Annotated in this window: 21 protein-coding genes; 19 read left to right on the plus strand and 2 right to left on the minus strand. The window is 56.1% G+C overall.

The window, feature by feature from the left end; translation table 11 throughout:
- The first annotated feature begins 65 nt into the window (after nt 1-65).
- From JKL48_RS20595 to JKL48_RS20665, 15 genes are all read left to right on the plus strand, one after another.
- Complete coding sequence (locus JKL48_RS20595) at nt 66-728, plus strand: 3-oxoacid CoA-transferase subunit B (RefSeq protein WP_201986869.1); 663 nt, start codon at nt 66-68, stop codon at nt 726-728.
- 49 nt (nt 729-777) lie between these two features.
- Nucleotides 778-1,932 (plus strand): T9SS type A sorting domain-containing protein, encoded by a 1,155-nt coding sequence (locus JKL48_RS20600; RefSeq protein ID WP_201986871.1) that lies wholly within the window; start codon nt 778-780, stop codon nt 1,930-1,932.
- 587 nt (nt 1,933-2,519) lie between these two features.
- Nucleotides 2,520-3,716, plus strand: coding sequence for a hypothetical protein (locus tag JKL48_RS20605; protein WP_201986872.1), 1,197 nt, complete (start codon nt 2,520-2,522; stop codon nt 3,714-3,716).
- 78 nt (nt 3,717-3,794) lie between these two features.
- Complete coding sequence (locus JKL48_RS20610) at nt 3,795-4,616, plus strand: hypothetical protein (protein WP_201986874.1); 822 nt, start codon at nt 3,795-3,797, stop codon at nt 4,614-4,616.
- 23 nt (nt 4,617-4,639) lie between these two features.
- Nucleotides 4,640-7,627 carry a tetratricopeptide repeat protein gene (locus JKL48_RS20615; RefSeq protein WP_201986875.1) on the plus strand — a complete coding sequence of 996 codons (2,988 nt, stop codon included), beginning with the start codon at nt 4,640-4,642 and terminating at the stop codon, nt 7,625-7,627.
- Nucleotides 7,628-7,751: 124 nt separating this feature from the next.
- Nucleotides 7,752-8,669, plus strand: coding sequence for an AAA family ATPase (locus JKL48_RS20620; protein WP_201986909.1), 918 nt, complete (start codon nt 7,752-7,754; stop codon nt 8,667-8,669).
- A gap of 21 nt (nt 8,670-8,690) precedes the next feature.
- A complete protein-coding gene (locus JKL48_RS20625; RefSeq protein WP_201986877.1) occupies nt 8,691-9,557 on the plus strand; it encodes a DUF58 domain-containing protein in 867 nt (288 codons plus the stop codon).
- Nucleotides 9,554-10,498, plus strand: coding sequence for a hypothetical protein (locus tag JKL48_RS20630; protein WP_201986879.1), 945 nt, complete (start codon nt 9,554-9,556; stop codon nt 10,496-10,498). The genes JKL48_RS20625 and JKL48_RS20630 overlap by 4 nt, the downstream gene beginning before the upstream one ends.
- Nucleotides 10,495-11,496 (plus strand): vWA domain-containing protein, encoded by a 1,002-nt coding sequence (locus tag JKL48_RS20635; RefSeq protein ID WP_201986880.1) that lies wholly within the window; start codon nt 10,495-10,497, stop codon nt 11,494-11,496. Before JKL48_RS20630 ends, JKL48_RS20635 begins: the two co-directional genes overlap by 4 nt.
- Nucleotides 11,497-12,501 carry a VWA domain-containing protein gene (locus JKL48_RS20640; RefSeq protein ID WP_201986881.1) on the plus strand — a complete coding sequence of 335 codons (1,005 nt, stop codon included), beginning with the start codon at nt 11,497-11,499 and terminating at the stop codon, nt 12,499-12,501.
- A gap of 13 nt (nt 12,502-12,514) precedes the next feature.
- Nucleotides 12,515-13,231, plus strand: a complete 717-nt coding sequence (locus tag JKL48_RS20645) for a tetratricopeptide repeat protein (protein WP_201986883.1) — start codon at nt 12,515-12,517, stop codon at nt 13,229-13,231.
- A gap of 193 nt (nt 13,232-13,424) precedes the next feature.
- Complete coding sequence (locus JKL48_RS20650) at nt 13,425-14,765, plus strand: hypothetical protein (RefSeq protein ID WP_236668956.1); 1,341 nt, start codon at nt 13,425-13,427, stop codon at nt 14,763-14,765.
- Nucleotides 14,766-14,961: 196 nt separating this feature from the next.
- Nucleotides 14,962-15,486, plus strand: a complete 525-nt coding sequence (locus JKL48_RS20655) for an SH3 domain-containing protein (protein WP_201986887.1) — start codon at nt 14,962-14,964, stop codon at nt 15,484-15,486.
- A 448-nt stretch (nt 15,487-15,934) separates the two neighbouring features.
- Nucleotides 15,935-17,473, plus strand: coding sequence for a bifunctional GNAT family N-acetyltransferase/carbon-nitrogen hydrolase family protein (locus JKL48_RS20660; RefSeq protein ID WP_236668959.1), 1,539 nt, complete (start codon nt 15,935-15,937; stop codon nt 17,471-17,473).
- Between the two features lie 307 nt (nt 17,474-17,780).
- Nucleotides 17,781-18,131 carry a hypothetical protein gene (locus JKL48_RS20665; protein ID WP_201986891.1) on the plus strand — a complete coding sequence of 117 codons (351 nt, stop codon included), beginning with the start codon at nt 17,781-17,783 and terminating at the stop codon, nt 18,129-18,131.
- 278 nt (nt 18,132-18,409) lie between these two features.
- Here JKL48_RS20665 and JKL48_RS20670 read toward each other — a convergent pair whose 3' ends face one another.
- On the minus strand, nt 18,410-18,961 hold the full coding sequence (locus JKL48_RS20670) for a GNAT family N-acetyltransferase (RefSeq protein ID WP_201986893.1): 552 nt from the start codon (nt 18,959-18,961) through the stop codon (nt 18,410-18,412).
- A 151-nt stretch (nt 18,962-19,112) separates the two neighbouring features.
- Between JKL48_RS20670 and JKL48_RS20675 the strand changes: the two genes are divergently transcribed.
- Both JKL48_RS20675 and JKL48_RS20680 read left to right on the plus strand, forming a co-directional pair.
- Entirely contained in the window at nt 19,113-19,826 is a 714-nt protein-coding gene (locus JKL48_RS20675) for an SDR family oxidoreductase (RefSeq protein ID WP_201986895.1), read from the plus strand.
- A gap of 229 nt (nt 19,827-20,055) precedes the next feature.
- Nucleotides 20,056-22,041 (plus strand): DUF4394 domain-containing protein, encoded by a 1,986-nt coding sequence (locus JKL48_RS20680; RefSeq protein WP_201986897.1) that lies wholly within the window; start codon nt 20,056-20,058, stop codon nt 22,039-22,041.
- Nucleotides 22,042-22,153: 112 nt separating this feature from the next.
- On the opposite strand, the gene JKL48_RS20685 is transcribed toward JKL48_RS20680, so the two are convergent.
- Nucleotides 22,154-22,870 (minus strand): RDD family protein, encoded by a 717-nt coding sequence (locus JKL48_RS20685; protein ID WP_201986899.1) that lies wholly within the window; start codon nt 22,868-22,870, stop codon nt 22,154-22,156.
- Between the two features lie 170 nt (nt 22,871-23,040).
- Here JKL48_RS20685 and JKL48_RS20690 point away from each other — a divergent pair, with 170 nt between their 5' ends.
- Both JKL48_RS20690 and JKL48_RS20695 read left to right on the plus strand, forming a co-directional pair.
- Nucleotides 23,041-24,009 carry a stage II sporulation protein M gene (locus JKL48_RS20690; protein WP_201986902.1) on the plus strand — a complete coding sequence of 323 codons (969 nt, stop codon included), beginning with the start codon at nt 23,041-23,043 and terminating at the stop codon, nt 24,007-24,009.
- Nucleotides 24,010-24,041: 32 nt separating this feature from the next.
- Nucleotides 24,042-25,004 carry a hypothetical protein gene (locus JKL48_RS20695; protein ID WP_201986904.1) on the plus strand — a complete coding sequence of 321 codons (963 nt, stop codon included), beginning with the start codon at nt 24,042-24,044 and terminating at the stop codon, nt 25,002-25,004.
- Nucleotides 25,005-25,151 lie beyond the last annotated feature (147 nt).

Consider the following 25,151-nt stretch of genomic DNA (forward strand, 5'->3'; position numbering starts at 1 on the left):
CCAATTTCCCACCCACAAAATCCGCGAAATTCGACTAATCCGATAAATCCGCGGTTCAAACCATTATGCTAGACAAACACGGCATCGCCCGGCGCATTGCGCAGGAAGTGAAAGACGGCTCCTACGTCAACCTCGGCATCGGCATTCCCACGCTGGTAGCCAACTACATACCCGCTGGCATCAACGTGGAGCTGCAGTCCGAAAACGGCCTGCTCGGCATGGGCCCCTTCCCGACCGAAGACCAGGTTGACCCCGACCTCATCAACGCCGGCAAACAAACCGTGACCACGTTACCCGGTTCCAGCATCTTCTCCTCAGCCGATTCATTCGGCATGATTCGCGGCGAGCACGTCGACCTCACCATCCTCGGGGCCATGGAGGTTTCGGAGCGCGGCGACATTGCCAACTGGAAGATTCCTGGCAAAATGGTGAAGGGTATGGGCGGCGCCATGGACTTGGTGGCTTCGGCAAAAAACATCATCGTGGCCATGCAGCACGTCGCTCGCGACGGCTCTTCTAAACTTCTGTCGGACTGCACCTTGCCCATCACGGGCCTGCGCTGCGTGAAGAAAATAGTAACCGAAATGGCCGTGCTCGACGTGACGCCCGACGGCTTTGTGCTTCGTGAGCGGGCTCCCGGCGTGACGGTGGAACAGATTGTGGCCGCAACGGCCGGCAAGCTGGTGGTGCCCGCGGGTGAAGTCCCGGAAATGCAGGGCGTGCTATAAGCAACAGGGCTGCGGTTGTACCTTCGTAGCTACTCACAGCTACTAGCTTATGCGTCAACTCCTACCCATTTTTCTGGCCATTGCTCCGCTATTGGCGCAAGCCCAGGTTTCGCCCATCATCGACCGCACCGATATGCCGGCGCTCACCACCGGCGTCGATTCGCTGCGGCTGAGCGTGGCCAGCCCGGTGCTACCCGCGGCCGCCCCTCCCCTCACCCGCCGCGGCGCCAATCAAACCTGGAACTACGCCAGCCTGGTGCCCACCTCGCAGCGCGTAGAAACGTTCCTACCGCTGGCCACGGTCACGGCTACTTCCTTGTTGTACGCCTTCACGTTTGGAGCGCTGGGCGGGGTCAACCGCGCCACGGTGGCTTCGCCGCAAGCCCTGCCGATAGCGGCGGGCGGCGCATTGCCCATCACCGATACATACCAGTTCTACAACCTGTCGACTGCCACGGCAGCGGCCCAGGAATTCCGCTCCGTGGGCTTTGGGGCTTCGTTGGCGGGCACGGCGGTGCCCGTTACGTATGTCAGCCAAGCGCAGCAGGACATCATCTACCGCTTCCCGCTGAGCTTCGCCAGCCCGGCAGATTCCAGCAACTCCTATTTCACCACGCCGGCGGCGGCAGCCTCGGTTGGCTACCTCAGCCAAAAGCGCAAGCGCGTGAACCGGCCCGATGCCTGGGGCACCCTCACCACCCCCTTCGGTACCTTCCAAACGGTGCGCGTGGTCACGCGCCTGCAAGACCACGACAGCGTTTCGGTGGGCGGCATCAGTCAGGGGTTCGACCTGCCCATTACCCGCGAGTATAAATGGCTGGCCAAGACTCACCACGTGCCGCTGCTCACCATTACCACCCGCTTGCTGGCAGGCGTTGAAACCGTTACCACCGTTGAATACCGGGACATTTACCGCCGCATCGTGCGCCTCGGCACCCGCGACATTGCTATCGATGCTGCGCTAACGGCTTACCCCAACCCGCTAGCCACTGGTGCGCCGCTGCTGCTGACCATGCCGGTTGGTAGCGGCCCTTTCACGGTAGTAGCTACCGACGTGGTGGGGCGGCAGATTTTCCAGCGTCCGTTTGCGGGCGGCGGCCTCATCAGCATCGATGCCAGCAACTTTGGCGCTTACCGTGGGGTATTGTTGCTGACAGTGACCACCCGCCAAGGCACCGCCACGCGCCGCGTGGTGCGGGAATAACGTAAGCCCAAAGTATTTGGGCGAGAGCTGCTTTCGCTTGTTGAAAAATTGTAGTCCTGCGACTGGCTGTTAACTACATCAATACACCTACAAGCAGGAAATTTATAAATCGCCTGCTTCACACAAGCCAATGCTTCCAGAGCGGGACCTTAAGGGCAGCAGCTTATATTGACTGTCAACTGATATTTCGTGTTCACTCACTTCGATGCGAGGAGCGGCACGACTTAGGCAGCGGCAACTTTCGTTCTAAACCTTGATTTTCAGCCTATTATAGACACGCAGAATGTAACACTGTTCCATTTATTACTTTAACAGATAGATTAATTCGACAAAGCTATGTTGTATTTGTATAATTTTTTTTCGTTAATATGCTATTCCTATCTAGTTTTGTTGTGCTACCTAGCATCCTTTCCCAGGAACCTATACTTTTCTTACCATTATAGAATGGTATATTTGGTTTGTTTAAATACCTGCGTAGTATTGTCCGTGATGTCTGGCTAGCTGTCTCTTTTCCCAGCACAGTTCAAAGCCAGCACAAGCGTAAGCCATTCAAAATCGACTTGTTTTACTCCTGAAGTGAGCCCCCAATGAAGTACCTTATTTTACTCTTCCTATCCCTACTTATCCACGCAGCATCAGCGCAAAACTATGTGTACTTAGCTGACGGAACCAGGATGCCCGGGAGTGTTTCAGAAATTACTGCCGAAAAGGTCAAGTTTAAAAACTTGGAAGAGCCGGAAAGTCCGACCTATGCAAAGTCGATAGAAGACGTCTTATTTGCATTTAATGCAGTTGGGAGTTACGTGCTTTTTTCAAAAGTCGCGGATTTACCTAAAAAAGAAAAGGACGATTTCATGAATGCATTCATGAAACCGAAAGTTTTTGATGTTGTAGTAGACATAAAAGGTATTGCATCTTCGGCCACCATCACTGATGAGACTGACAACGATATTACTTACACGGTCAAAGGAAAAAGCATCCAGGTCCCCAAGACATCGTTGAGTCTTATCATTCGCCGGGATGGGACCCACCAGATATTTATTAGTTCCAAGCAATTGTTGCCCATCCTGGTGGCAAATCACGATGGCATCAACAAAGTATTTATTGGCACCTCCAGCGCTTCGAATACCACCGCAGTCACCAACGATACCAAGGGCAAGTCCGAACGGGGCAAAGCTGCAAAACTCGCAAAAGCTAGCCAGGGTGAAGTAGCAGCGGTGATTGCCCCGGCCCCCGCACCTGCACCCAAAATAATTGAAACCCCTGGGGAAATGGCAGTTGATAAAAAGGAGATGGAAAAACAAGCTGTAGAAAAGACTACGGAGTTTACGGATTATTTGAAAGCCATAACAGCAGTTAATGCAGACAATGAAAGCGCTAAAAAAGCTATTAGCTTGGCTTGCGATTTATTTTCAGATGAAAATGCAAGAGTCGAAGTATCCAATATAGCCATTCAGAAGACGACTAAGTATAAAATTAGAGATTATTTGACAAAACTCATGCTTCGTAGTGGCCAGTTCGATAAAGTTCAGGTGGAGTATGCAAACATCAACTATGTCTCAAAATTCGTAAAAGGCACGGATGGCAATTATCATGGTACCGTTTCTTATGTTCAAACATTCAAAGGCCTTATGGATGAAAAAATATTTTATGGCGATATAACGAAGCGCACTATAGAAATAATTGCTAAACCTTATAAAAAAGCTATAAATGGCGAAACCATCATAGCCTGGCAGGTTTTTCTGGGAGATGTTGGAGTTGTCGAAACTAAAAAAGTCAATTAACTAATATATATTAGTTAATTGACTTTTGTTTTTACTTAGCTGATTTTTACTGAATGTAGATTTAAAATAATCAATTCAATGCCGTATAAAGTATTGATTTTGGCTGCGTTGCTTATTTTTTCAAAATCATGCTTTGCGCAAAGCAACGGGAAAGAATACGAAGTTAATTTTGCTTGGGAAGTCAAGCAGCTGGATGAATTCATTGAGCGTTTTAATAATGACAAATCATCTTTCATTAATAAGTATGTTAAAAACCATGAATCAACCGACCCTTTAACACGAAACCGGATAATCAAATCTTTATTCGACGCCAAAGGGCAATCTTGGAATTATCAACAGATTAATGAATTCCTGAAGGAAGTTGACAATGCGGAACATCCTCAATATTTAGATTTCAATGGAGACAAATGGTTTGCAAGAGCTACTTGCGATATTTTGTATCATGGAAAACCAAGCACGGCAACTATCATATTAATGATTGACAATCTTTCTGATGGGAGTTCCAAATGGATAATTGCAGACATTAGGTTTTCTAACCAGGTCCGTACTTCAATTGCCTCAGAAAGCTCCGCTGGGTTGGTGGAATGCCCCATTCCAGCTGATTCGACAAGCTCGCTAAGCCCAATGAGCCATGCTATCGGATTTATGAATATCGACTTAGCAACAAAGAACCCTAAAAACATCAGGAACTTTGTAATTGGCTCAAAATCAACTGAACGAAGCAAAAATTTAAATTTATTTATTGATGCATGTCTAAAAAATAATTTGAAAATTTTACAGGTTCACGACGTCACTTATAGTTTTTTACAAATAACGGGCTGGCGCATTGAGATAAAGCAGTTTACCCGACAATCAATGAATTCAGGTTGGCTCATCACTAAATTAGTAAAGCTTACCTAAACTGAGTTTTTATGCACCAGCATATGAAATTATTCAACATCTACTGCATCAAACCGACTTTCCAAATCGGGTTGTTACTGGTTAGTTTATCTTTTTACTTCACTCCGTCAGTTGCTCAGGTTGCTCCAGAGAGAATCACTCTAAAGGATGCCAAAGAGATGACGTATCAAGCACAATCTACAGTAGAAAGACTACAAGACCTTTTATATTATATAGCATCTGAAGACAACCCTCCTAGCGAATTAGCTTCCGTGATGAAGGACAGCTATACACCAACCAAAAATCAGGTCTTCGTTGATGGGAATAGTATTGTAGAAGACGACACAGACCCGGATTTTTCGGTGAAAACAGCTAAAAACATTGATGCCATTAAATACTTGAACGTTTTTGACCTAAGTTATGGCAAAACAACTGATAATAATATTTCATTCACAAAATTCTTGATATCCAAAATAAAGAAAAAAGAATACCTATACGTCAAAGTCCGGTTTCAGGAGAACTTTGGAGGGACTTATAAACCCAACGGCAAGACATACACCCCCAGAGAGCGTGAAGCCATTGTGCAGTTATTCTCCTTGGGCAATAACCGATGGAAGGCTTTAATTGCAGGGCTTAACTTTTATAACTCGGCCACCGATAGTAACTCTACCGAAGAGGATGTGCAAATCATTACTGACGCCTCTCCAACGGCTGAAATAGTTTCTCAGGAAGATTTTGCTAAAGAAAAGGCCGATTTTGTATTGGCCAAACAGGAAGAGGAAAAAAGGAACCAGGCAACCTTCGATGAATACGTTGCTCTAGGGAATAGTTATGTTTTGAACAGGCAATACAAAGAAGCCTTGGACTTTTATTCCAGGGCCAAGGAAATTCATTCACTGGTGCCTTCGCTGGATAAGCGAATTTTGGACACCAAAAAACTTGCCTCAGAGTACACATTTGAGAGCCTTAAGAGCCGAGCTGACCAAGCGAAAGGTGAGCGCCGGTATGCGGAGGCCATGCAAAATTACCAAGCAGCTATTTCGTTGAAACCAGAAGCGGCCACCTCTGTGGCGGGCGATATTCAGTTTATAACCAAGAAGCTGGGCGAAATTTCGTTACCCAAAAACAAGCTTGATGCGGGCGATTACCTTGGCGCTATCGAAGCTTCCGAAAACATCCTGAAAGAAAATAAAAAGGCCAAGAGTGATTTTTCGGAGCTTTACTACATAAAAGGGCAGGCGTATGAGTCTTTGGCAATAAAACAGCCTGCTGATGCACAGCGCAATCAGGAAAAGGCACTTGAGAACTATAATACAGCCATTGAATATTTCCCCAATTATCTGGAAGCGCGGCTTTCTCGTGCAAATTTCTACGCTAATGTTAAGCATGATTATAATAATGCCATTACCGATTACGATGTAGTGACCAGTACTGCGCTCGATACATCGCCCGAAAAACCCCAGTACTTGATAACCAAGGGAAAATGGAAAAATCAATCGAAAAATTATTCGGGCGCCCTTAGTGATTTTTCCAAAGCCATTGCGCTCAATCCCGGAGTATCTTCTTTTTGGTTTGATAAAGGCGAATTATTATACCGCCTGCAACGCTATAACGAGGCGTTAAGCAGTTTTAACGCGGCTATTAAGCTTGATTCAAAAAACCGGCTGGCGTACTATTATCGTGGGTTGACTTACGAAAGCATGAATGATGCTCCAAAAGCCGGAGAGGACTTTGCTGCCGCAGAAAAGCTTGGGATAGAACCTTACCAACTGCAAAAGATAGTGTCAATTAGCACTGCCTATTTTGAGGCAGGACGAGAGGCATCCACGGCACGGAAATTTAGCAAGGCAGATACTTTGTTTAATAAGGCAATTGCCATACGGCAATGCAACCCGCAGGCCTGGCATGGCAAAGCCGAAATTCGACTTACTCAAGCAGGGGAGGAAGCCAAAAACTCGAGCTCAACGGCATTTCGTGACAAATACCAACAGGCCATTGACCTTTATCAGAAAGCAATTAATTGCAACCCTAAATATTCGGATGCATTCTACAAAATCGGGGTAGCTTACCAGCGAACTAAGCAGTTTAACCAAGCGCTTAAAGGCTATTCCAATGCTATTAATAGTGATGCAAACAATGCGCAGGCTTACATTGGGCGCGGCAGCACCCTGATGGATATGAAACAATATCCGGAAGCCATTACAGACCTTTCCAATGCGGCCAGGTTGCTTGATTTTACCTTGCAGGCGGCCAAGAAGAACAGCCAGAAAGAGATAATTACCGCAACTAACGAGCAATTGTCCCGGGTGTATCAATTGCAAAGCCAGGCGTGGTACAGCAAAGGGGATTATGCCAAAGCCATTACCTCAGCCGATAAGGCACTGGAATATGATGAGAAGAATGGGGAGGCTTTATACTACAAAGGCCAGGCGAGCGAAGGGATAAAAGATGTTTCAAAGGCATTAAAATCGTATGCCGATGCTATTCGCTACGCTCCCCATTTTAAATATTTCTATGCCAATGGCAAAGCACTGCTCGGACAAGAAAAGTATGACGTTGCTATAAGCAATTTTACCCAAGCCATTAAATTCGACACATTGACCACAATTCGGTCGTCGCGCTATCTGCGGGGCTTGAGTTATTTTAAGAATAAGATGCTGGACCCTGCGTACAAAGACTTTACAGAGTACGCAAAGCACACGGATAGCAGCGACAGCTTATTCTACATCGATTTTGGCATGCTCAATCTGTACATGAATCATGATGCTGCTGCCATCGAAAATTTTCAAAGTGCATTAACGATTAAGCCTAACCAGCCGCGCGCGCTCTTTGGACTGGGCTGTGCTTATGCCAAAGCGGGAAAATTCGATAATGCGATGCAACAATTCGCTTTAGCTTACGCTACCCGGCGGCTGAAAAAGGAAGAAGTGAAACTTGACGAAGAAGCATTTCTGAATGATTTTAATAAGGTGAAAGCGATGCGGAATCAATACGCGCAGCTGAAGAAAAACTACCTTTCTATTTCCAACTGACTTGCGAATAAAGCGCGGTTTTGCTTTTTAACTCATGATGAATTCGGCAGTGGGAACCAGTACGTGGGAACAGTTGGAGTCCGAGATACTTGAAGAAAGCTTGGCGGTGGAGGGACTGCGGGCCATGCTGAAGCAGACCATTATCGGGCAAGATGATTTGCTGGAAAAACTGCTGGTTGGCTTGTTTGGCAATGGCCACATTCTGCTGGAAGGGGTGCCGGGCTTGGCGAAAACGCTGACGGTAAAAGCCCTGGCGACGGCCGTTAGCGCGCAATTCTCGCGGATTCAGTTTACGCCGGACCTGCTCCCCGCCGATATTCTCGGCACCATGATTTTCAATCTTCACACCAACGAATTCAGTGTGAAGAAAGGCCCGATATTCTCGAATTTCGTTTTGGCCGATGAAATTAACCGGGCCCCGGAAAAGGTGCAAAGCGCGCTCCTGGAAGTGATGCAGGAGCACCAGGTAACCATTGGGGGCGCCACGTATGCATTGGCGCCGCCTTTTTTGGTGCTGGCCACCCAAAACCCCATTGAGCAGGGCGGCACCTACGAACTGCCCGAGGCGCAGATGGACCGTTTCATGCTGAAGGTGGTCATTTCGTACCCTTCGCTGGAGGAGGAGCGGATTATTGTTCGAAAAAACCTGGCGCCCAGCCCCACGGCCCTGCTGCCGACGTTTTCCTTGGCGAACATTGTGCGGGCGCAGGAACTCGTGAAACGGATTTACATTGACGAGAAGGTGGAGGATTACATCCTGAACCTGGTGTTTTGCACCCGCTACCCCGAGCGGTACGCCTTGGCGCATTTGCAGTCCTTTATTCGGTTTGGGTCATCGCCCAGGGGCAGTATAAACCTGGCGCTTGCGGCCCGGGCCTACGCTTTTCTGCAGAAGCGGGCCTACGTGACGCCGGAGGACGTGAAGTACGTCGCGCTGGATGTGTTGCGCCACCGCGTGGGGCTGACCTACGCGGCGCGGGCCGAGAACATGACGTCCGACGCCATTTTGCAGGAAATCCTGGGCCGCGTGCCCGCGCCTTGACTGCCCTAAGCCTTCGCCCGCATGGAAATTCAGGAGCTCATTCAGAAAATTCAAAAAGTTGAAATTGCCTGCGAAAAGCTCACGCAACAAAAGTTGGCGGGCTTGTTCAACAGCTCGTTTCATGGGCGGGGGTGGAGCATCGACAGCGTCCGCAAATACGAGGTGGGCGATAATATCCGGGACATTGAATGGAACGTGACGGCGCGGTTTCGCGAAACCTTTGTCAAGACGTTTACCCAGGAAAAGGAGCGCCAGGTATGGATTCTGCTAGACGTAAGCAATTCCATGCGGCACAATAGCCTGGCCAAATCGAAGCACGACGTGGCCCGTGAAATTGGCGCCGCCTTGGCGTTTAGCGCCCTCGACAGCCAGGACCAGGTGGGCGTCATCCTCTACAGTGATAAAATTGAGCGGCTGATTCCGATGGCCCGCGGCAAAGCCCACTTCTGGCGCATCGCGAAGGAGCTGGTGGCCGTGAGCCCCGCCAGCAAAGCCACCGATTCGACCTGTGCGCTGGAGTTTTTACTGAAGAGCAACACCAAAAGCAGCGTGGTTTTTCTGGTGTCTGATTTCGTGGGCGGCGGCTACGAGCGGGCTTCCCAGGTGGTGGCACAGCAGCACGAGCTGGTGGCCATTCGGGTGTTTAATGAGCAGGAAGCCGAAGTGCCCCGCTTGGGCTGGATGAGAATGCTGGACGCCGAAAGTGGGAAAACGCGCTGGATGAACACTTCTTCCGCAGCGTTTCGCCAGCGCCAACAGAGCCATTTCGACGAAACGGCCGACCGGTTTCGGGCGGCATACCACAACACGGCGGTGCGGCATTTGTCGGTGAGCACCCCCGGCAATTACATGGAGAGCTTAATCCATTTCTTACAGCGCAAGGCATGAGCAAACGAGTGGGCACCGCGTGGGTGGTTTTGCTTTTGGTAACGGCGGCGAACCGCGGGCTCGGTGCCGGCGGCCCGTCTGTTTCGGTACGGGCCAACGCACAAACGCGGGTTATCGGCTACCCCGTGACCCTGACCTTCCGGACAGCCCAGCCGGCGGGCACCACCATTGCCTGGCAACCAACGGATAAATCCATCGGTACGGAAGCGTCTGCCGTCTTGCTACGCTCCGTCACCCGGCAGTTGGCTGGGCCAACTGTCCAGCACGACCTGACTTTTACGGCCGTAGAAGCGGGAACGTACCCGCTCGGCCCTTTTCCGGTGGTGGTGCAAGGCCCAACGGGCACCGATACGGTGTATGCTCCGGTGGTGCAGGTCCGCTTTCAGCCCGAACCCCAGCGCGCGGCCCTGCACCCGCTGAAACCACTGGTGAGCGGTTGGCGCCTGTACGAAGGCCAGCCGGGACTTTGGGTGGCCGCGTGCCTGCTGCTGGGCAGCGTTGGGGCAATGGGCTACCTGCTTTTCCGGCAGCCGCAACGCATTGTTCAGGAAGCAGAGCCGTTTTCGGCGGCGCAAGCCCGCCAGGCGGCCCTCGGGCAACTGGCGCAAATGGAGCACAACCGGCAGGCAGGGACTTTGCCGACAGCAAAGGTCGCTGACCAGCTTTTGCACATTGTGAATGAGTACCTTGGCCGCGTTGACGAGCGGTACCGGGTTAGGTCCAACGAATTGCCTGTGCCCTTAGGTGCTTCTGCGCTTCCGGCGAATGAACAAGACCGGGCTGAGCGGATGAACAGGATGTTGGCAGAGCTAACGCAAGCAAGATTTGCTCCGGCCCGGCTGGGGCCGGATGCCATGGCCAGCCTCGTAGCCAAGGCCCGGCAGTTGGTTCTGAGTTGGGAGAATGAGGATGTAGCGGAGCCAGAAAAGGTGCTATCATGAGCCAAGCTGCTTTTCACGAGCCCGCATGGCTGCTGCTGTTCGCGCTTTTTCCGGTGCTGCTGTTCCTGCATGTGCGCTACTTCCGGCAGCGGCACCCGGGCTGGACCCTTGGCAGCCTGCCCGGCTCTGCACACGATGACGACGCTCCTCAGCGTATCACTCCGCCCGATATTCTGCTGGTGCTGCGCCTGCTTGCCTTGGCCGGCATCATTCTGGGGCTGGCCAATTTCAAAACCGGGGTTGTGACCAGGCACCGACTGGCCGCCGAGGGCATCGATATCGTGATGGCCATGGACGTTTCGACCAGCATGCTGGTGGAAGACATCAAGCCAAACCGCTTAGAGGGGCTGAAAACCGTCATCACGCGTTTTGTGGCGGGCCGCACCAACGACCGCCTCGGGCTCGTCATCTACGCGGGCGAGAGCCTGAACTGGTGCCCGCTTACCACCGACTACGCCTACCTGCTCCAGCAACTGAACCGAATAAACGAGCCCGACCTCGCCGACGGCACGGCCATTGGCATGGGGCTGGCATCGGCGGTGAACGCCTTGCGCCTGAGCAAGGCCAAAAGCAAAGTTATTATTCTGCTTACCGATGGCGAGAATACCACCGGCTTTATCGAGCCCGCCACTGCGGCGCTGCTCGCCCAGAAAAATAAGGTGAAGGTCTATACCATCGGGGTGGGCACCACAGGGCTGGCGCCCTGGCCGTTCTACGATACCGACGGGCACAAAACCTACCATTACGTGCCGATGAAAATAGACGTGGCAGCCCTGACCAACATTGCTCAGCAGACCGGCGGCAGGTTTTTTAGAGCAACCGATGCCACCTCCCTAAGTCATATTTATCAGGAAATCAACGGCATGGCCCAGTCACCGACCGGCTACCGGACCGACGTGCTTTACACGGCCCACTACCGCTGGTTTCTGCTGCCCGCCCTGCTTTTCTTTCTGATTGGGGAAGGGCTGAAACTTACGCTGCTGCGCAGCCTGGCCTAGATGATAAGCTTCGAACACCCTTATTATCTGCTGTATGCCGGGGTACTGCCCGTGCTTGTGGTGGGCTACCTGGTGGCGGGGCGCCGGACTGCCCGTGCGCTGCGGGGCACGGCGCTGGCGGGTGCCGGCGACGCTTTGCTGCCCGGCAGGCAGCGGCACTGGTCGCACCTGCGGTTTGGCCTGCGGCTGCTGGCTTATGCCGCGCTGGTGCTGGCCATTGCGACTCCGCAGGCCAAGGTTTCGCGGGCGTCGGCGCCCGTTACCGGCAATCAGCGGCTGGTATTTGCCGTCGACGTTTCCAACAGCATGCTGGCCACGGACCTGCTCCCCGACCGGTTGAGCCAGGCCAAAAAGCTGATTGAAGAAACGGTGCAGCAGCTGCGCGGCGAAGAAGTGGCCCTTGTCGTGTTTGCGGGCAATGCGCGCCTGTACATGCCCTTAACCACTGATTATAATGTGGTTCGCCGTGCGTGCAGCGCCATGTCGCCGGAGCTGATTACGCTGCAGGGCACTTCGTTTGCTGATGCGTTGGGGCTGGCCGGCCAGGTACTCAAAGCCTCGCCCCGGCAAGGCGGCATGCTGTGCATTTTGTCCGATGGCGAAATTCACACGGCGCACGATGCACACCTGGCGGATTCGCTGCATCGCGCAGGCATCGAGTTGGTGGCCGTGGGGATTGGGACGCCCGAAGGTGCCCCCATTCCGGTAAGCAACGCCCGCGAGGGCACGCCCGATGTGAAGCGGGACCGCAACGGCGCCCCCATTCGCACCCGGCTGGAGGAAGACAATTTGAAGGCGTTGGTGCAGGGACGTGCCAACCGCTACATTCGGCTCGACACCTGGCGCGACGCGGCGGCACGGCTGCTGCCAATGGTGCGGGAACTGGAGAAACCTGCGCAGCAATCGGATGCGCCTTGGCACCTCGCCTATTTTCAGCTGTGCCTGGTGGCGGCCTTTGGCTTGCTGCTGCTGGAGCTCTTGCTGGCTTTCGGAGTTCCCCTTTGAGGAAGCAATTGCTATGAAAAAAAGCACCCCGCCGTTACGTATGCTTCTGATTCCGCTGGCCATCGTAGCCCTGCTGAGCGCCTGGCGTGTCGTGACCGGGGCCGGCTGGGCAGTGCATATCGCCGAAGGATTTGCGGCCTATAAAGCAGGTGCTTACGGCGACGCGGAGGTGCGCTTTCGGCAGGCGTTGCGCGTAGTGCCCGCGTTGGGGGCAGCGCAGTATAATCTGGGCAACGCCTTGTACCAGCAGGGGCGCTACAGCGAATCTACGGGGTATTACCGGCAGGCAATACACGCGCAAACGCCCGCTGCGCAGGCAGGGTCGTGGGCCAACCTGGGCAATGCGTTGTACCAGAGCGGCCGTTTGGCAGAGAGTGACGTGGCCTATCGCAAGGCCTTGCTTTTGTTGCCCGACGATGCCGCCATCCGTCAGGATTTTTTATTTATTCAACGCCAGGTGGCCAGCCGCTTGGCGCGCACGGCCCCGAAGCCGAAGGCCTCGGACGCCGCCTCGCAGAACGACAAAAGCAAAACCGAAAGCCAGCGCGAACAGCCCAACGCAAACAAGGACGAGCGCCAGGAGCCGAACGCACAGGAGTTGAACCTCACCAACAAGAGCGTTCAGGATGTGTTGGGTCAGCTCAACGAACAGGAAAGCAAGGTGAAAATGAAGAAAGAGGGGCGCCGGCAGAAACTAAGGAACGTGACTTCCGATGAGAAAGATTACTAAACCAGTGTTTCGGAGCACTCTCCGACAACTGCACCGCCGGAGCCAAGCCGGGCGCGCGTTCGCCGGGCGGTGGCTTCTGAGGGCGTGGCTTTGCGCCCTGCTGGCCCTGGCAAGCGGGCCGGTACCGGCCCAGACGGCAGCCTCGCCCGCGGCAACAGACCAGGAGAGCGGGAAGGACGTGTTTATCAGAGCGGTGCCCAGCAGCACGAGCGTGTATGCCGGGCAGGCGTTCACCGTGAGCTACCTGCTCTACTACCGCGTCCCCCTCATCGACCCGGATGACGAAATAAACCTTCAGTTCCGTGACTGCTTCGTGGTGGAGTTTGCGGCTGCCCGGCCGCCGGAACGCGAGGAAACCATTGGCGGGCAGGTGTACAAAGTGCAGCTGCTGAAAAAGTACCTGCTAATCCCCCAGTTGACGGGCGCCCTGCCGCTGCCGGTATTGAAGCGGCGCTACCGCTTCACGGCACCGGCGAAGCCCGAAGACTTTTTTGGGGGCGAGCAAATGGTGACCAAAACCATTCGCTCTTCAGCGCTGCAGGTTGCCGTGAAGGCCCTGCCCGCCACCGGCGATTCCACCGCCTTCAGCAGGGCTGTTGGGAAATTCCGCGTTCGGGTCACGTATAGTCAGCCGCGAAAAGACGACCATTTTTTAACTGTTAAAGTGCGAATAAAAGGCCTTGGCAATCTGAGGAATGTCAGGCTCCGGCCGCCGCCGATGCCCGATAACGTCGATGTTTTCAACGTGCGCGGCAAGGAAGAACATGCCCTCACCGCCGATGGGCTCGAGGCCGAATACGTGTATACTTACGATGTGCTGGCGGCTTACCAGGGCACGTATGAGCTGCCGGGGCCGCGGCTCTCCTACTTCGAGCCGGAAGCTGGCCAGTACGTTGCCTTCACCGCCCCCCCCTACCGCTGGCGCGTGACCCACGGCGGCCAGGCGCCCACGCGCCCAGCGGGGCCGGCCCCACGGCCCGCCGGCCGGCACGAAGGCCTCTATACCAAAGCCGACTTTTACCAAGACCGGGTGGAGTACTTGTTTTTCGGCTCCCCGGCTTGCGATGCGGTTCTGGTCGTCTCGGGCTTGCTTTTCCTTGGCGGCATAGCGCTGGGGCGGTATTGGGCGCTACGGGCCGCAAACAGCCAATACTACCGGTATCGAAACGCAAAAAAACGGGCCCTTCAGGCCCTCAAAAAATTGGACAAGGCTTCGGCTCCCGATGTGGACAGCTACTACAAAACCCTGCGGGATGTCCTGGTTAGCTATTTATGCAGCAAACTTGACAGGCCCGAAGCCGCATTCTCTGCCCGGGACTTGGCCTTTGCTATGCAGCCGTTTCAGGTGCCCCTGCCGCTGTGGAGCCGCACGGCGGCGCTGCTGGAGGTGCTCGCCAAAAGTCGTTTCTCCGCCACCCGCCCCGCCACCATCCCAACCCATTACCGCACCGAACTGCTTGCCCTCATTCATGAATTGGACGCCTGCTTTCCCGACAAAGTGCATCCTCCTGTGCTGGTGGGTGCTGCTGTTTAGCTTGCCGGGCTGCTCCGGCCGCCAGTCAAGCCACGCAGCCGAATCCTTTCGCAGCGGCAACGAGCAGCTGTTGCAGGGAAACTATGCCAAAGCCATTGCCAGCTACCGGCAGGTAGAGCAGCAAGGCATTCGGCGGTCGGAACTATACTGCAACCTGGGCAATGCCTTTTTGCGCTCGGGGCGGGTAGGCTGGGCGGTGTATTATTACGAACGGGGGCTCCAGCAAACCCCGCTGGACTCGCAGCTCATCAGCAACCGAAAACAGGCCTGGGCCGCCGCCGCCATAGCCGCTCCGGAGCCCAACTCGTTGCCCATCTGGAATTCGGCAGCGGTGTTGAAAGCAGCGGATATTGTTGCGGAACTGGCTGTTTTCGCCGGGTTACTCAGTGCCGTCTTGTGGCTGGCCGGGATAGTGTACCAGCCAAGCCGCAACAGATTACTGCTGATTGCCGCGAGTAAATCCTTGCTTTTAGCAAGTGGCTTGCTGTTGCTGCTCTTCACGGGAACAAGGCTTGCCGGGGAGCGGCCCCAAGCCGTGGTTATTCTGGCCAATGCGGCTGGCCGGGTTGGGCCAGGCAGTGCAGCCCGAAAATCATTCGACGTGAAAGAGGGAGAAAAGGTAACTGTATTGAATCGGTACGAAGGATGGAGTAAAATCCAAACGCTAAAGGGCGAAGAAGGCTGGATAAGCACCGGCAGCTTGGCAAGCCTGAAAGATTGAACCGGTTTGAAGTCGAACGGCTATTTGCACCGTTCAAGCTATTTTTTCGTTGAAGCTGTTTAGGCAATCGGTTTCGCCCGGTCCGACACCCTAGGCGTCCGACCGGTTGTCGGTCACCGGTCGTTTGCGTACCGAGCTTGCGGCAACCGGTACACTACTAAACAGCTTCCCTATAACTCCCTGTTGGCAATGCCGCCGACGGGTATTTTTAAGAATACATTCACAGAGCGTGACGCTCAGTCGCCTCTCTTGCAATACTATGGCAACCTCTCCCAACGGTAAATCATCTACTACTCCGGTCAATGGCCACACCACTCCCGGCGGCACGCATCATAAAAAAGTGGGCAAGCCGCCGCTCGACGAGTTGTTGACCCCCACGGCCGTGCCGGCCCACAAGCTGGTGCTGCGCACCCTGCGCCGCTCCGATTTTAAGGCCATCAAAGCCATCATGGACCAGGTGTATTCTAATATGGAAGGCGCCTGGACTTCTGAAGAATTCAGCGCTTTGATTCGAAAATTTCCCGAAGGACAGATTGGCATTGAGGACAACGGCCGGCTGGTGGCGGCGGCGCTGGCCATTATTGTGGACTACGACAAGTTTGGCGATAAGCACACGTATGCCAAAATCACGGGCCACGGCAAATTCGACACCCACGACCCGGAAGGCGACACGCTGTACGGCGTAGATGTATTTGTGGACCCCGAATACCGCAGCCTGCGCCTGGGCCGCCGCCTCTACGATGCCCGCAAGGAACTGTGCGAGAACCTGAACCTGCGCGCCATGGTGGCGGGGGGCCGCATTCCCGGCTACGCCACGTACGCCAACGAGATGACGCCGGCCAAATACGTGGAAATGGTGCGCAACAAGGAGCTGGTCGACCCTATTCTTACTTTCCAGCTTTCCAACGAGTTCTACGTCCGCAAAATCATTCGCGGCTACCTGCCCTACGATTCCGAGTCGAAGGCCTACGCCACGCTGCTGGAGTGGATTAACGTGTATTACGAGGAGGAGGAAAAGCTCATTGGCAACCAGAAATCCAACGTGCGCATTGGCATTGTGCAGTGGCAGATGCGCGCCACCCGCAGCTTGGAGGACCTGTTGCAGCAGATTGAGTTTTTCGTGGACACGGTGAGCGGCTACAAGGCTGATTGCGTGATGTTCCCGGAGTTTTTCAACGCTCCGCTCATGGCCCTCACCAACGAGGACTCGCCGGCCGTGGCCATTCGGGCCATGGCGGCCTTTACGGAACCCATTAAGGCCAAGATGATGGAGCTGGCCGTGAGCTACAACATCAACATCGTGGCCGGCTCGATGCCGGTGTACCTCAACGAAAAGCTGCACAACGTGGCCTTCCTCTGTCGCCGCGACGGCACCGTGGACGAGCAGTACAAGCTGCACGTGACGCCCGACGAGGCCAGCTACTGGGGCATGCGCGGCGGCGATAAGCTGAAGTGCTTCGACACAGACTTTGGCAAAATCGGCATTCTGGTGTGCTACGACGTGGAATTCCCCGAACTCTCGCGCATGCTGAGCGACGAGGGCATGAAAATCCTGTTCGTGCCCTTCTGGACCGATACCAAGAACGCCTACCAGCGCGTGCGCCTCTGTGCCCAGGCCCGCGCCATCGAAAACGAGTGCTACGTGGCCATCACCGGCTCGGTGGGCAACCTGCCCCGCGTCGAGAACATGGACATTCAGTACTCCCAGTCGGCCGTGTTCAGCCCCTCGGACTTCGCCTTCCCGCACGATGCCATCGTGGCCGAGGCTACGCCGAACACGGAGATGACCCTCATTGCCGACCTGGACCTTGACCTACTCAAAGACCTGAACACCAGCGGGGCCGTTCGCAACCTGCGCGACCGTCGCAAGGACCTGTACTCGGTGAGCTGGGTGAAGAAATCGACCGAGCGCGACGAGGAATTGCTGGCGCAGGGCGAAGAGCGCCTGCCCAAAACCAGCCGCCGCCGGGCCGTAGCGGCTGGGTAGCTTCCGGGCGTATCAAATGCAAAAGCAAAGGAGCGGCTGTGCATACGGCCGTTCCTTTTGCGTTGTGGGAGGCAGTGCCGCTGGTTGTAATTGGCCGTGAAGCGTATTTTTTATGGACTTTAAATGGTTTTAGTAGCTTGAAAAAGGCTTGAACCTTATTTCAAATCACTCTTTTCTTGAACCTTTCAAACCACCGCTGCCTGCCGAGAGCCGTTTCATGTGTAGTCCCGAGCTGAGCTATTAATTTACCTGCATGTTCGAGCCCTTTCTATTGGCTGGTTGCAGCCTCGTGCTACTGGCTTCGTGTATGAACACCGGGGACGGTGCCAACGGGGGCTACCGTCAGACACGACTTGTATCCAGCAAAGGCGATACGCTCTACGTGAAGGCCTACTACTGGGGGCTAACCAATGACAAGCAACTCTCCACCGTTGCTGACACCGACGAGCCCATTGGTTGGGGTAATCAGCGGCGAGCGGACATCGTCGTGGGACTGGACCCGTTTCTGTATCGGTTTGCCCAGGACACGCTCACCCTCTATGCGCGCGCGCCGTTGCCCCATTTTCCTATTCGCGCACCCTCTGTCGTGGTCCAGTACCGCGAGGTGACCAATCCGGAATACATGACTTTATTCCATCAACTGAGCAAAACGCCTTAACCACTCGTTGTTCAGAAACACCCAAAGCAATACTTCTTTTCCTGAACTACTAGCAACCTGCTACTAATTACCAGAATGGTGCCGCATGGCCGGAGGATTTTAAGAAAGCAGTCCACGGTTAAACGTTTACGAAATGGCCCACAGGGATGAGTTTCGTAAACGTTTAATCGTAGACGGGTTTCCCCCGCCAAGGTACCGCGCCAGCAGAACCCCACCCAGAGAGCCAAATCCACCACTTTCCCAAGACGAGCACTATATTGTACGTTATGCAATCTTCATCATTTACTTTCTCCTGAAGCCTTAGCTATCAGCAGCTTGTAATACACTGCCGTGGCATGCGGCTGCCCATCGTTGTTGATAAAATACTCGGGAATAGCTCCTACAAAATGGTAGCCCATTGATTGATACAACTGCTCGGCCCCGTCGCCATGGCGAGTATCGAGAATGAGGGTGGTGCGGTCCAGCTCCAACGCCTGCTGCTCTAGCGCCTGCAACAGCTGCCGGGCCACGCCCTGCCGACGCGCCCGCCGGTGCACCAGCAGCTTCGAGACTTCGGCCCGGAGCCGGGAATTGGGGCGGGTGGCCAGGTCAAGCTGCACGGTACCCAGCAGGTCGGTTTCGCCGGGCTGGTGGGCCACGAGCAGCACCCGATGCCCGGCTTCCATGGCTTCAATCACACTCTGCCAGTATGCTGCTGCTTCGGATGCGGGGAGCGGCGGCAGGAAGCCGACCGAGGCGCCCGAATCGACGGCATCGTGGAGTAGTTCGTGGAGCTGCGGGAGCAGGGTCCGGGCTTCGGCGGCAGAGAGGCAGGCAATGGTAACGTCCATAACGGGCTTGGCTTTCGTGACTTCAAGTACCTGAAAGAAACATCAAATCAGGGTGACCTGCAAAACCCCTTTGTGCAAACGTTGCCACCGGTTGGGCTTTTGTGCGTAAACTTCGGCCCCATTTCTTTTCGCTCATTACCAACCCCACCACATGCGCGTTTTCATCACCGGAGCCAATCGGGGCCTGGGCCTCGAACTTACCCGCCAATACCTGGAGCGCGGCGACCAGGTTTTTGCCGCCAGCCGGCAACCCAAGCAGGCCGCTGAGCTGCAACAGCTGAGCCAGCAATACGCCGACCGCCTCGTGCTGCTGCCCCTCGACGTGGCCAACGCCGACTCCATTGCCGCGGCCGTGCAAACGGTGAGCGCCGCCACCGACGCCCTCGACGTGCTCATCAACAACGCCGGCGTGTACCCGCACGCGGGCTCCGGCGATGCCCACCAGCGCCTGGGCCAGCTCACCCACGACGACGCCATCGAAACCATGCAAGTCAATGCCATTGGGCCGCTGCTGGTAGCGCAGGCCTTGCTGCCGCTACTGCGCGCCGGGCGCAAGGGCCGCATCCTGAGCATTTCCTCGGGCCAGGGCTCGCTGACCTGGAAGGCCACCGGCGACCCCTACCACTACAGCGCCAGCAAGGCCGCCTTGAACATGTACATGCGCAGCCTGGCAGCCGAAATTGGCCACATGGGCCTGATTTCGGTGCTGGTTGACCCCGGCTGGATGCGCACCGACATGGGCGGCGACCACGCCACTCAGGAACCGGCCGATTCGGCCCGCGGCATCATTCGCCTGGCCGAGCAGCTGCACGCCGAAGAAAACGGCAGCTTCGTGACTTGGCAAGGCCAGCCGGTGCCGTGGTAGCCGCCGGGTGGCGCTAGCTAATCAAGCCTCCTAGTCAGCCGTCAGCTTCTATATTATTCCGAAATACCCCTTTTCGCCCCCACAGCCCGCTAGTCGAGCTGTGGGGGTTTGTTTTTTGGTGATACGGTGGCAAGTCGCTGAATTAAAACGCCATTAAAATCAATCTGCCCGCGCTTGCTTCTCGTACCTGAGCCAAACACCTCTTCATTTTTTCTTCACAAATCTCTTTATGCAATACTTTTCTACTTCTCTGCGACTAGCGGCGGCTACGGCCGGGCTTTTGTTGCTCAACTCTGCCTCAGCGCAGGCCCAGACTGTTTATGGTCTGGCCACTACGGCCGGTGCTGTAACCAGCCTGGTCACGTTTCAGGCCACGGCGCCGGGCACGCTCACGGCCACCACGCCCATCACGGGCCTGGGCACCGGGCAAACGCTGGTGGGCCTGGACAGTCGGCCCAACACCGGCCAATTGTTTGCGCTGGGCTACAATCCGACCGGCACACAGGCCCAGGTGTACATCCTCAACCCCACCACCGGCGCGCTGACGGCGGCGGGCGCAGCCATCACGCTGAACCTGGGCACCGTGCTCAACCGGATTGGGTTCGATTTTAACCCGACGGTGGACCGCATTCGGGTGACGGGCTCCAACAACACCAACTTCCGCCTCAACCCCAACAACGGCGCCCTGGCCGCCACCGACACCAACCTGGCCTACGCCACCACGGATGCCAACGCCGCCCAAACGCCCGGCGTGGGCGCCGTGGCCTACGGCAATTCGTTTATTGGGGCCACCAACACGGTGCTCTACGACATCGACGAAGCCAACAGCCGCTACACGACTCAGGACCCGCCGAACAACGGCACCCTCAACAGCCGCACGGCCCTGACGGTGAACACCGCCACAGCCCTGGCCACCGACCTGGACATTTATTTCAACCCCACTACGCGCGTCAACGGTGCTTATTTAACCATTGCCACATCGGGCGGCGCCACCGGCACCGTTACGCAACTGTACACGCTGGATTTTGTGACGGGAGCCAGCATGACGGCCGTGGGCGCGGTGGGCCCGGCGGGCACGCTGGTTACCGATATTGCGTTTGCCATCAGCCGGCCTGCCACGTTGCCGGCCATCACCGGCCAGCTGGCCTACGCCCTGGGCGGCACCAACCTCCTCACGTTCGATACCAGCAACCCCGGCCTGATTCGGACTTCTACCGGCATCACGGGGCTGGCCGCCACCCAAACCCTGGCCGGCCTAGACATTCGCCCGACCACCAATTCCCTTTACGTGCTGGGGTACGATGCTGCCCTGGCCGCGCCCGGTGCCAATGCCCAGGTGTACTCGCTCAACGCTGCTACCGGGGTGGCCACGGCCGTAGGCGCCGCCGTCCGCCTGGAACTCGGCACCGGCAAAATCGGCTTCGACTTCAACCCCACCGTGGACCGCATTCGGGTGACCTCCTCGAACCGCGCCAACTACCGCGTGAGCCCAATTGACGGCACCATTTCCGGCACCGATACCAACCTGGCCTACGCCGCCACCGATGCCAACGCTGCCGCGACGCCCAACATTGGTGCCGTGGCCTACACCAACAGCGTGGCCGGCACCACGGCAGCGGCCACCGCCCTGTACAACTACGATGTAAGCCTGAACATCCTCACCACTCAGAACCCACCAAACAACGGCACCTTGAACACGGTGGGCGCGAGCGGCATTACGGTTAATGCCACCGCTCCGAGCCTGGATTTGGACATTTACTCTTCCGTGGCTGGCACCAACACGGCTTACCTGGTGGCCAACCCCAGCACCACAACTGCTACCAACCTTTACACCGTGAACCTAACCACGGGCGCAGCCACGCTGGTGGGGGCCATCGGCTTCGGCCTGGCTGCCCGCGACATCACTGTGGCCGGTGCTGCCGGCGTAGCCACCGCCACCCGTGAGCGCATCGACCTGGCTTCCGGTTTTAGCCTCTACCCCAACCCCACTACCCGCAATACGCAGGTAGCCTTCACCTTGACCCGCCCCGGCCAGGTTGAGGTAGGCGTGTTCGACCTGATGGGTCGCCGCGTGCTCACTCAGGAGTTGGGCCTGCTGCCGCTGGGCGCCCACGCCTTGCCCTGGGCCGCTGGCACCACCCGCCCCGGCCTCTACCTCGTGCGCCTGTCTGTGGATGGCCAGTCGGCTGGCACGCGCCAGGTAGTGGTTGAGTAAGCAACCCTGATTTTTGCAAAAAAGCCTCTTCTATTGCAGTAGAAGAGGCTTTTTTGTGGGCAACAGGTAATTCCGAAGTTGTTGCCACTGCTTCGTTGCGACGTGGGGTGCACTATTGCTGAATCAGGTGGGCATGGTCGCGCAGAACCGTTTTCAGGAAGGGTGCATCCGGCAGGTCGGTGTGGATGCCGGTGATGGCCTTCACCTTGTTGGCCACTTCGTTGATGAGTACGGGGTTTTCCTGCCTGGTGCCGTGAAACAGCAGCTTGCGGATGAGGGCCACGTCGTGGTCGCTCAGCGCGGCGGCTTGGGTAAACACCGGCTGGTAGCCTTCAATGCGGGCCACTTCGGCGGCCATGGGCGTGCTGTAGTCGGGGCGCTTTTTCAGGCTGATAACGGTGGTGCCGGCCGCAAGGTCGCCCAGGCGCTGGCTGCGGCCGTTGAGCAGGATGGTAATCAGGGCCACCACCCCCAGCGTCATCACAATTTCGACGGGGCGCAGCAGCCAACGCAGCAGGTAGTCGCCCAGCCCGGCGCGGGTGCCGTCGAGCCGCACCACGCGTAGCTTCAGCGCTTTTTTACCCAGGGTCTGGCCATTGAAAAACACTTCGCAGGCCAGCATGTAAAAGGTGGTGGGCAGGTACATGAGCACCATGCCGGCCCGCCCGCCGGGGCTTATGTTGAACTCGTTATTGAGCACGGCCCAAGCAATAAACCACGTCAAATACAGCCCGTAGTCAATCAGCGAAGCCAGAATCCGGTCGCCGACGCTGGCGGTTTCATACTCCAGGGTAACGTTTTGGGTAGTTTGGATGCGAATGGTGCTCATGAGGCAGCGGGCAGCAGATAGAATGGCCCTTGAAAAGTACATCCAAAGAACCTTATGTCGGGCCAAGGGCGGCCTCCCGTGCGGGCAGGAAGGGCAGCGGACGCCGCATTCGTCGCTTTCCCTTGGCGATGTCGTTTGGCCTGCTACCTTTAAGACTCTATCCATGCCCCATGCGCGAAGCACTTTTCCTGCGGCAAAACCAGGCCCGCTGGCAGCAATACGAAACCCAGCCCGCCACCAATCCCGATGAGCTGGCCGCCCGTTTCGTGGCCCTGACCGATGATTTGGCCTACGCCCAAACCTTCTACCCCGACTCGCCGACCACCAACTACCTCAACGCCCTGGCCGGCAAGTTGCACCAGGCCATCTACAAGAATAAGGCGGAAGCCAGGGGCCGCTTCGGGCAGTTCTGGGCCCGCGAGCTGCCGCTGGTGGTGAGCCGGCACCAGGGCACGCTGGCCTGGTCGCTGCTGTTTTTTGTGCTGTGCGCGGCGCTGGGGGCCCTCTCGGCGGCCTACGACGATACGTTCGTGCGCACCATTCTCGGCGACGACTACGTGAACCAGACGCTGGAAAACATTCATCGGGGCGACCCGATGGCCATTTACAAAAGCGACGGGGAAACGTCGATGTTTCTCTTCATCACCTTCAACAACATCAAGGTGGCGCTCACCACCTTCGCGGCGGGCATCACCGGAGGGGTAGGCACCGGCTACTTCCTGTTCTACAACGGGCTGATGCTGGGAGCGTTTCAGTATTTCTTCCATCAGCAGCACGTGCTAACCGCTTCGGTGCTCACCATCTGGATTCACGGCACGCTGGAAATTTCGGCCATTGTTGTGGCGGGCGCGGCGGGCTTCGTGATGGCCAAAGGGCTGTTGTTTCCGGGCACCTACGGACGGGGTGAGTCGTTCCGATACGCCGCCCGCGAGGGCAGCAAGCTGGCGCTGGGGCTGGTGCCCATTTTCATGCTGGCCGGCTTTCTGGAAAGCTTCGTGACCCGGCACACCGAGATGCCGGTGGCGGCCAGCGTGGCCATCATTGGGGGGTCGGCCGCGTTCATTCTGTGGTATTTTGGCTGGTACCCGTGGCGGCTGCGGCAGCGGGGCGCCGTGCTGGCCGAAGCTGCCCGCAGCTAGCTTTTAAGTGTTTTCTCTATTTCAACTCGCCTATGCACCAACGTTTTACCCAAGAGTCTGATTTTCGCAAGCTGCGGGATTTCGGGCAAAAATTTTCGGCCACGTTTGAATTCATTGGTGAGCACTGGCGGGGGCTGGGCCGGGCCTTGCTCTACATTGTGCTGCCGGCGGCGCTGCTGCAAGGCATTGTGGCCGGGCTGCTGCAAAAGGAGTTCCTGACTGGCGCCATGCCCGGGCAGCAAGCCAGCATGCGTGAGGGGTTTTTATCCAGGCTGGCCATGCTCAGCCAGGTCACTGAAACGCCCTATTATTGGGTGAGCATGGTGATGGGGGCCGTATTTGTCACGCTGCTGTTTCTCACCGTGTACGGGTACTTGCGGTGCTGCCTGCGCCCACGGCCAGCGGCCGGGCCCATTGGCGTGGGGCAGGTATGGGAAGTGGTGAAAGAGCAATTTGCCGGGGGCTTTGCTTCGTATTTCGGCCTGGGCTTCCTCGTTATTGTTGGCTTGGTGTTATTCTTTATTCCTGGCGTTTACCTGCTCATTGCGTTCAGCTTGTTCTACGTGGTGAAAGTGGTGGAAGGCAGCGGGTTTGGGGGCACCGTTCGCCGCTGCCTGCAGCTGATTAAGGGCAAGTGGTGGTCCACGTTTGGGCTGCTGTTCGTCATGTCGCTGATGTTGGGCCTGCTGCTGACTATAGCCGGTGGCATGGTGGGCGGTATTGCGTATGCCCTGCTGCGCAGCACCTTTAGCTCATTGCTGGGAAGCGACTCCCGCTCCACGCTGGGCATTCTTACGGTTATCACCACGGCGTTTTCGGGCCTGTTCAACCTGCTGATTTATCCGCCGATACTGCTGGCTATTGCTTTTCAATACTTCAACCTGGTGGAACGCCGCGACGGCGTGGGCCTGCGCAACATGGTCGACCAGCTGGGCCAAGCGCCCGCCGCCGTCCAAAACACGGCCTACCGGCCCGACGACGAGGGCGAGTATTAGTTGCGCAACCGACTGAGTCATGCAGCGCGCAGCGCAGCATCTCGCGTGCAATAGTAACTCAATCGGTTGGTTTACTTCGGCACGCCTGGTCCTGCCCGCTCCCCGGCTTCACGGTCGGGTAGCGTTGCTAGTGGCTGTTCCGTCAGC

Origin of the sequence: Hymenobacter rubidus, assembly GCF_016734815.1 — a bacterium.
GTDB lineage: Bacteria > Bacteroidota > Bacteroidia > Cytophagales > Hymenobacteraceae > Hymenobacter > Hymenobacter rubidus.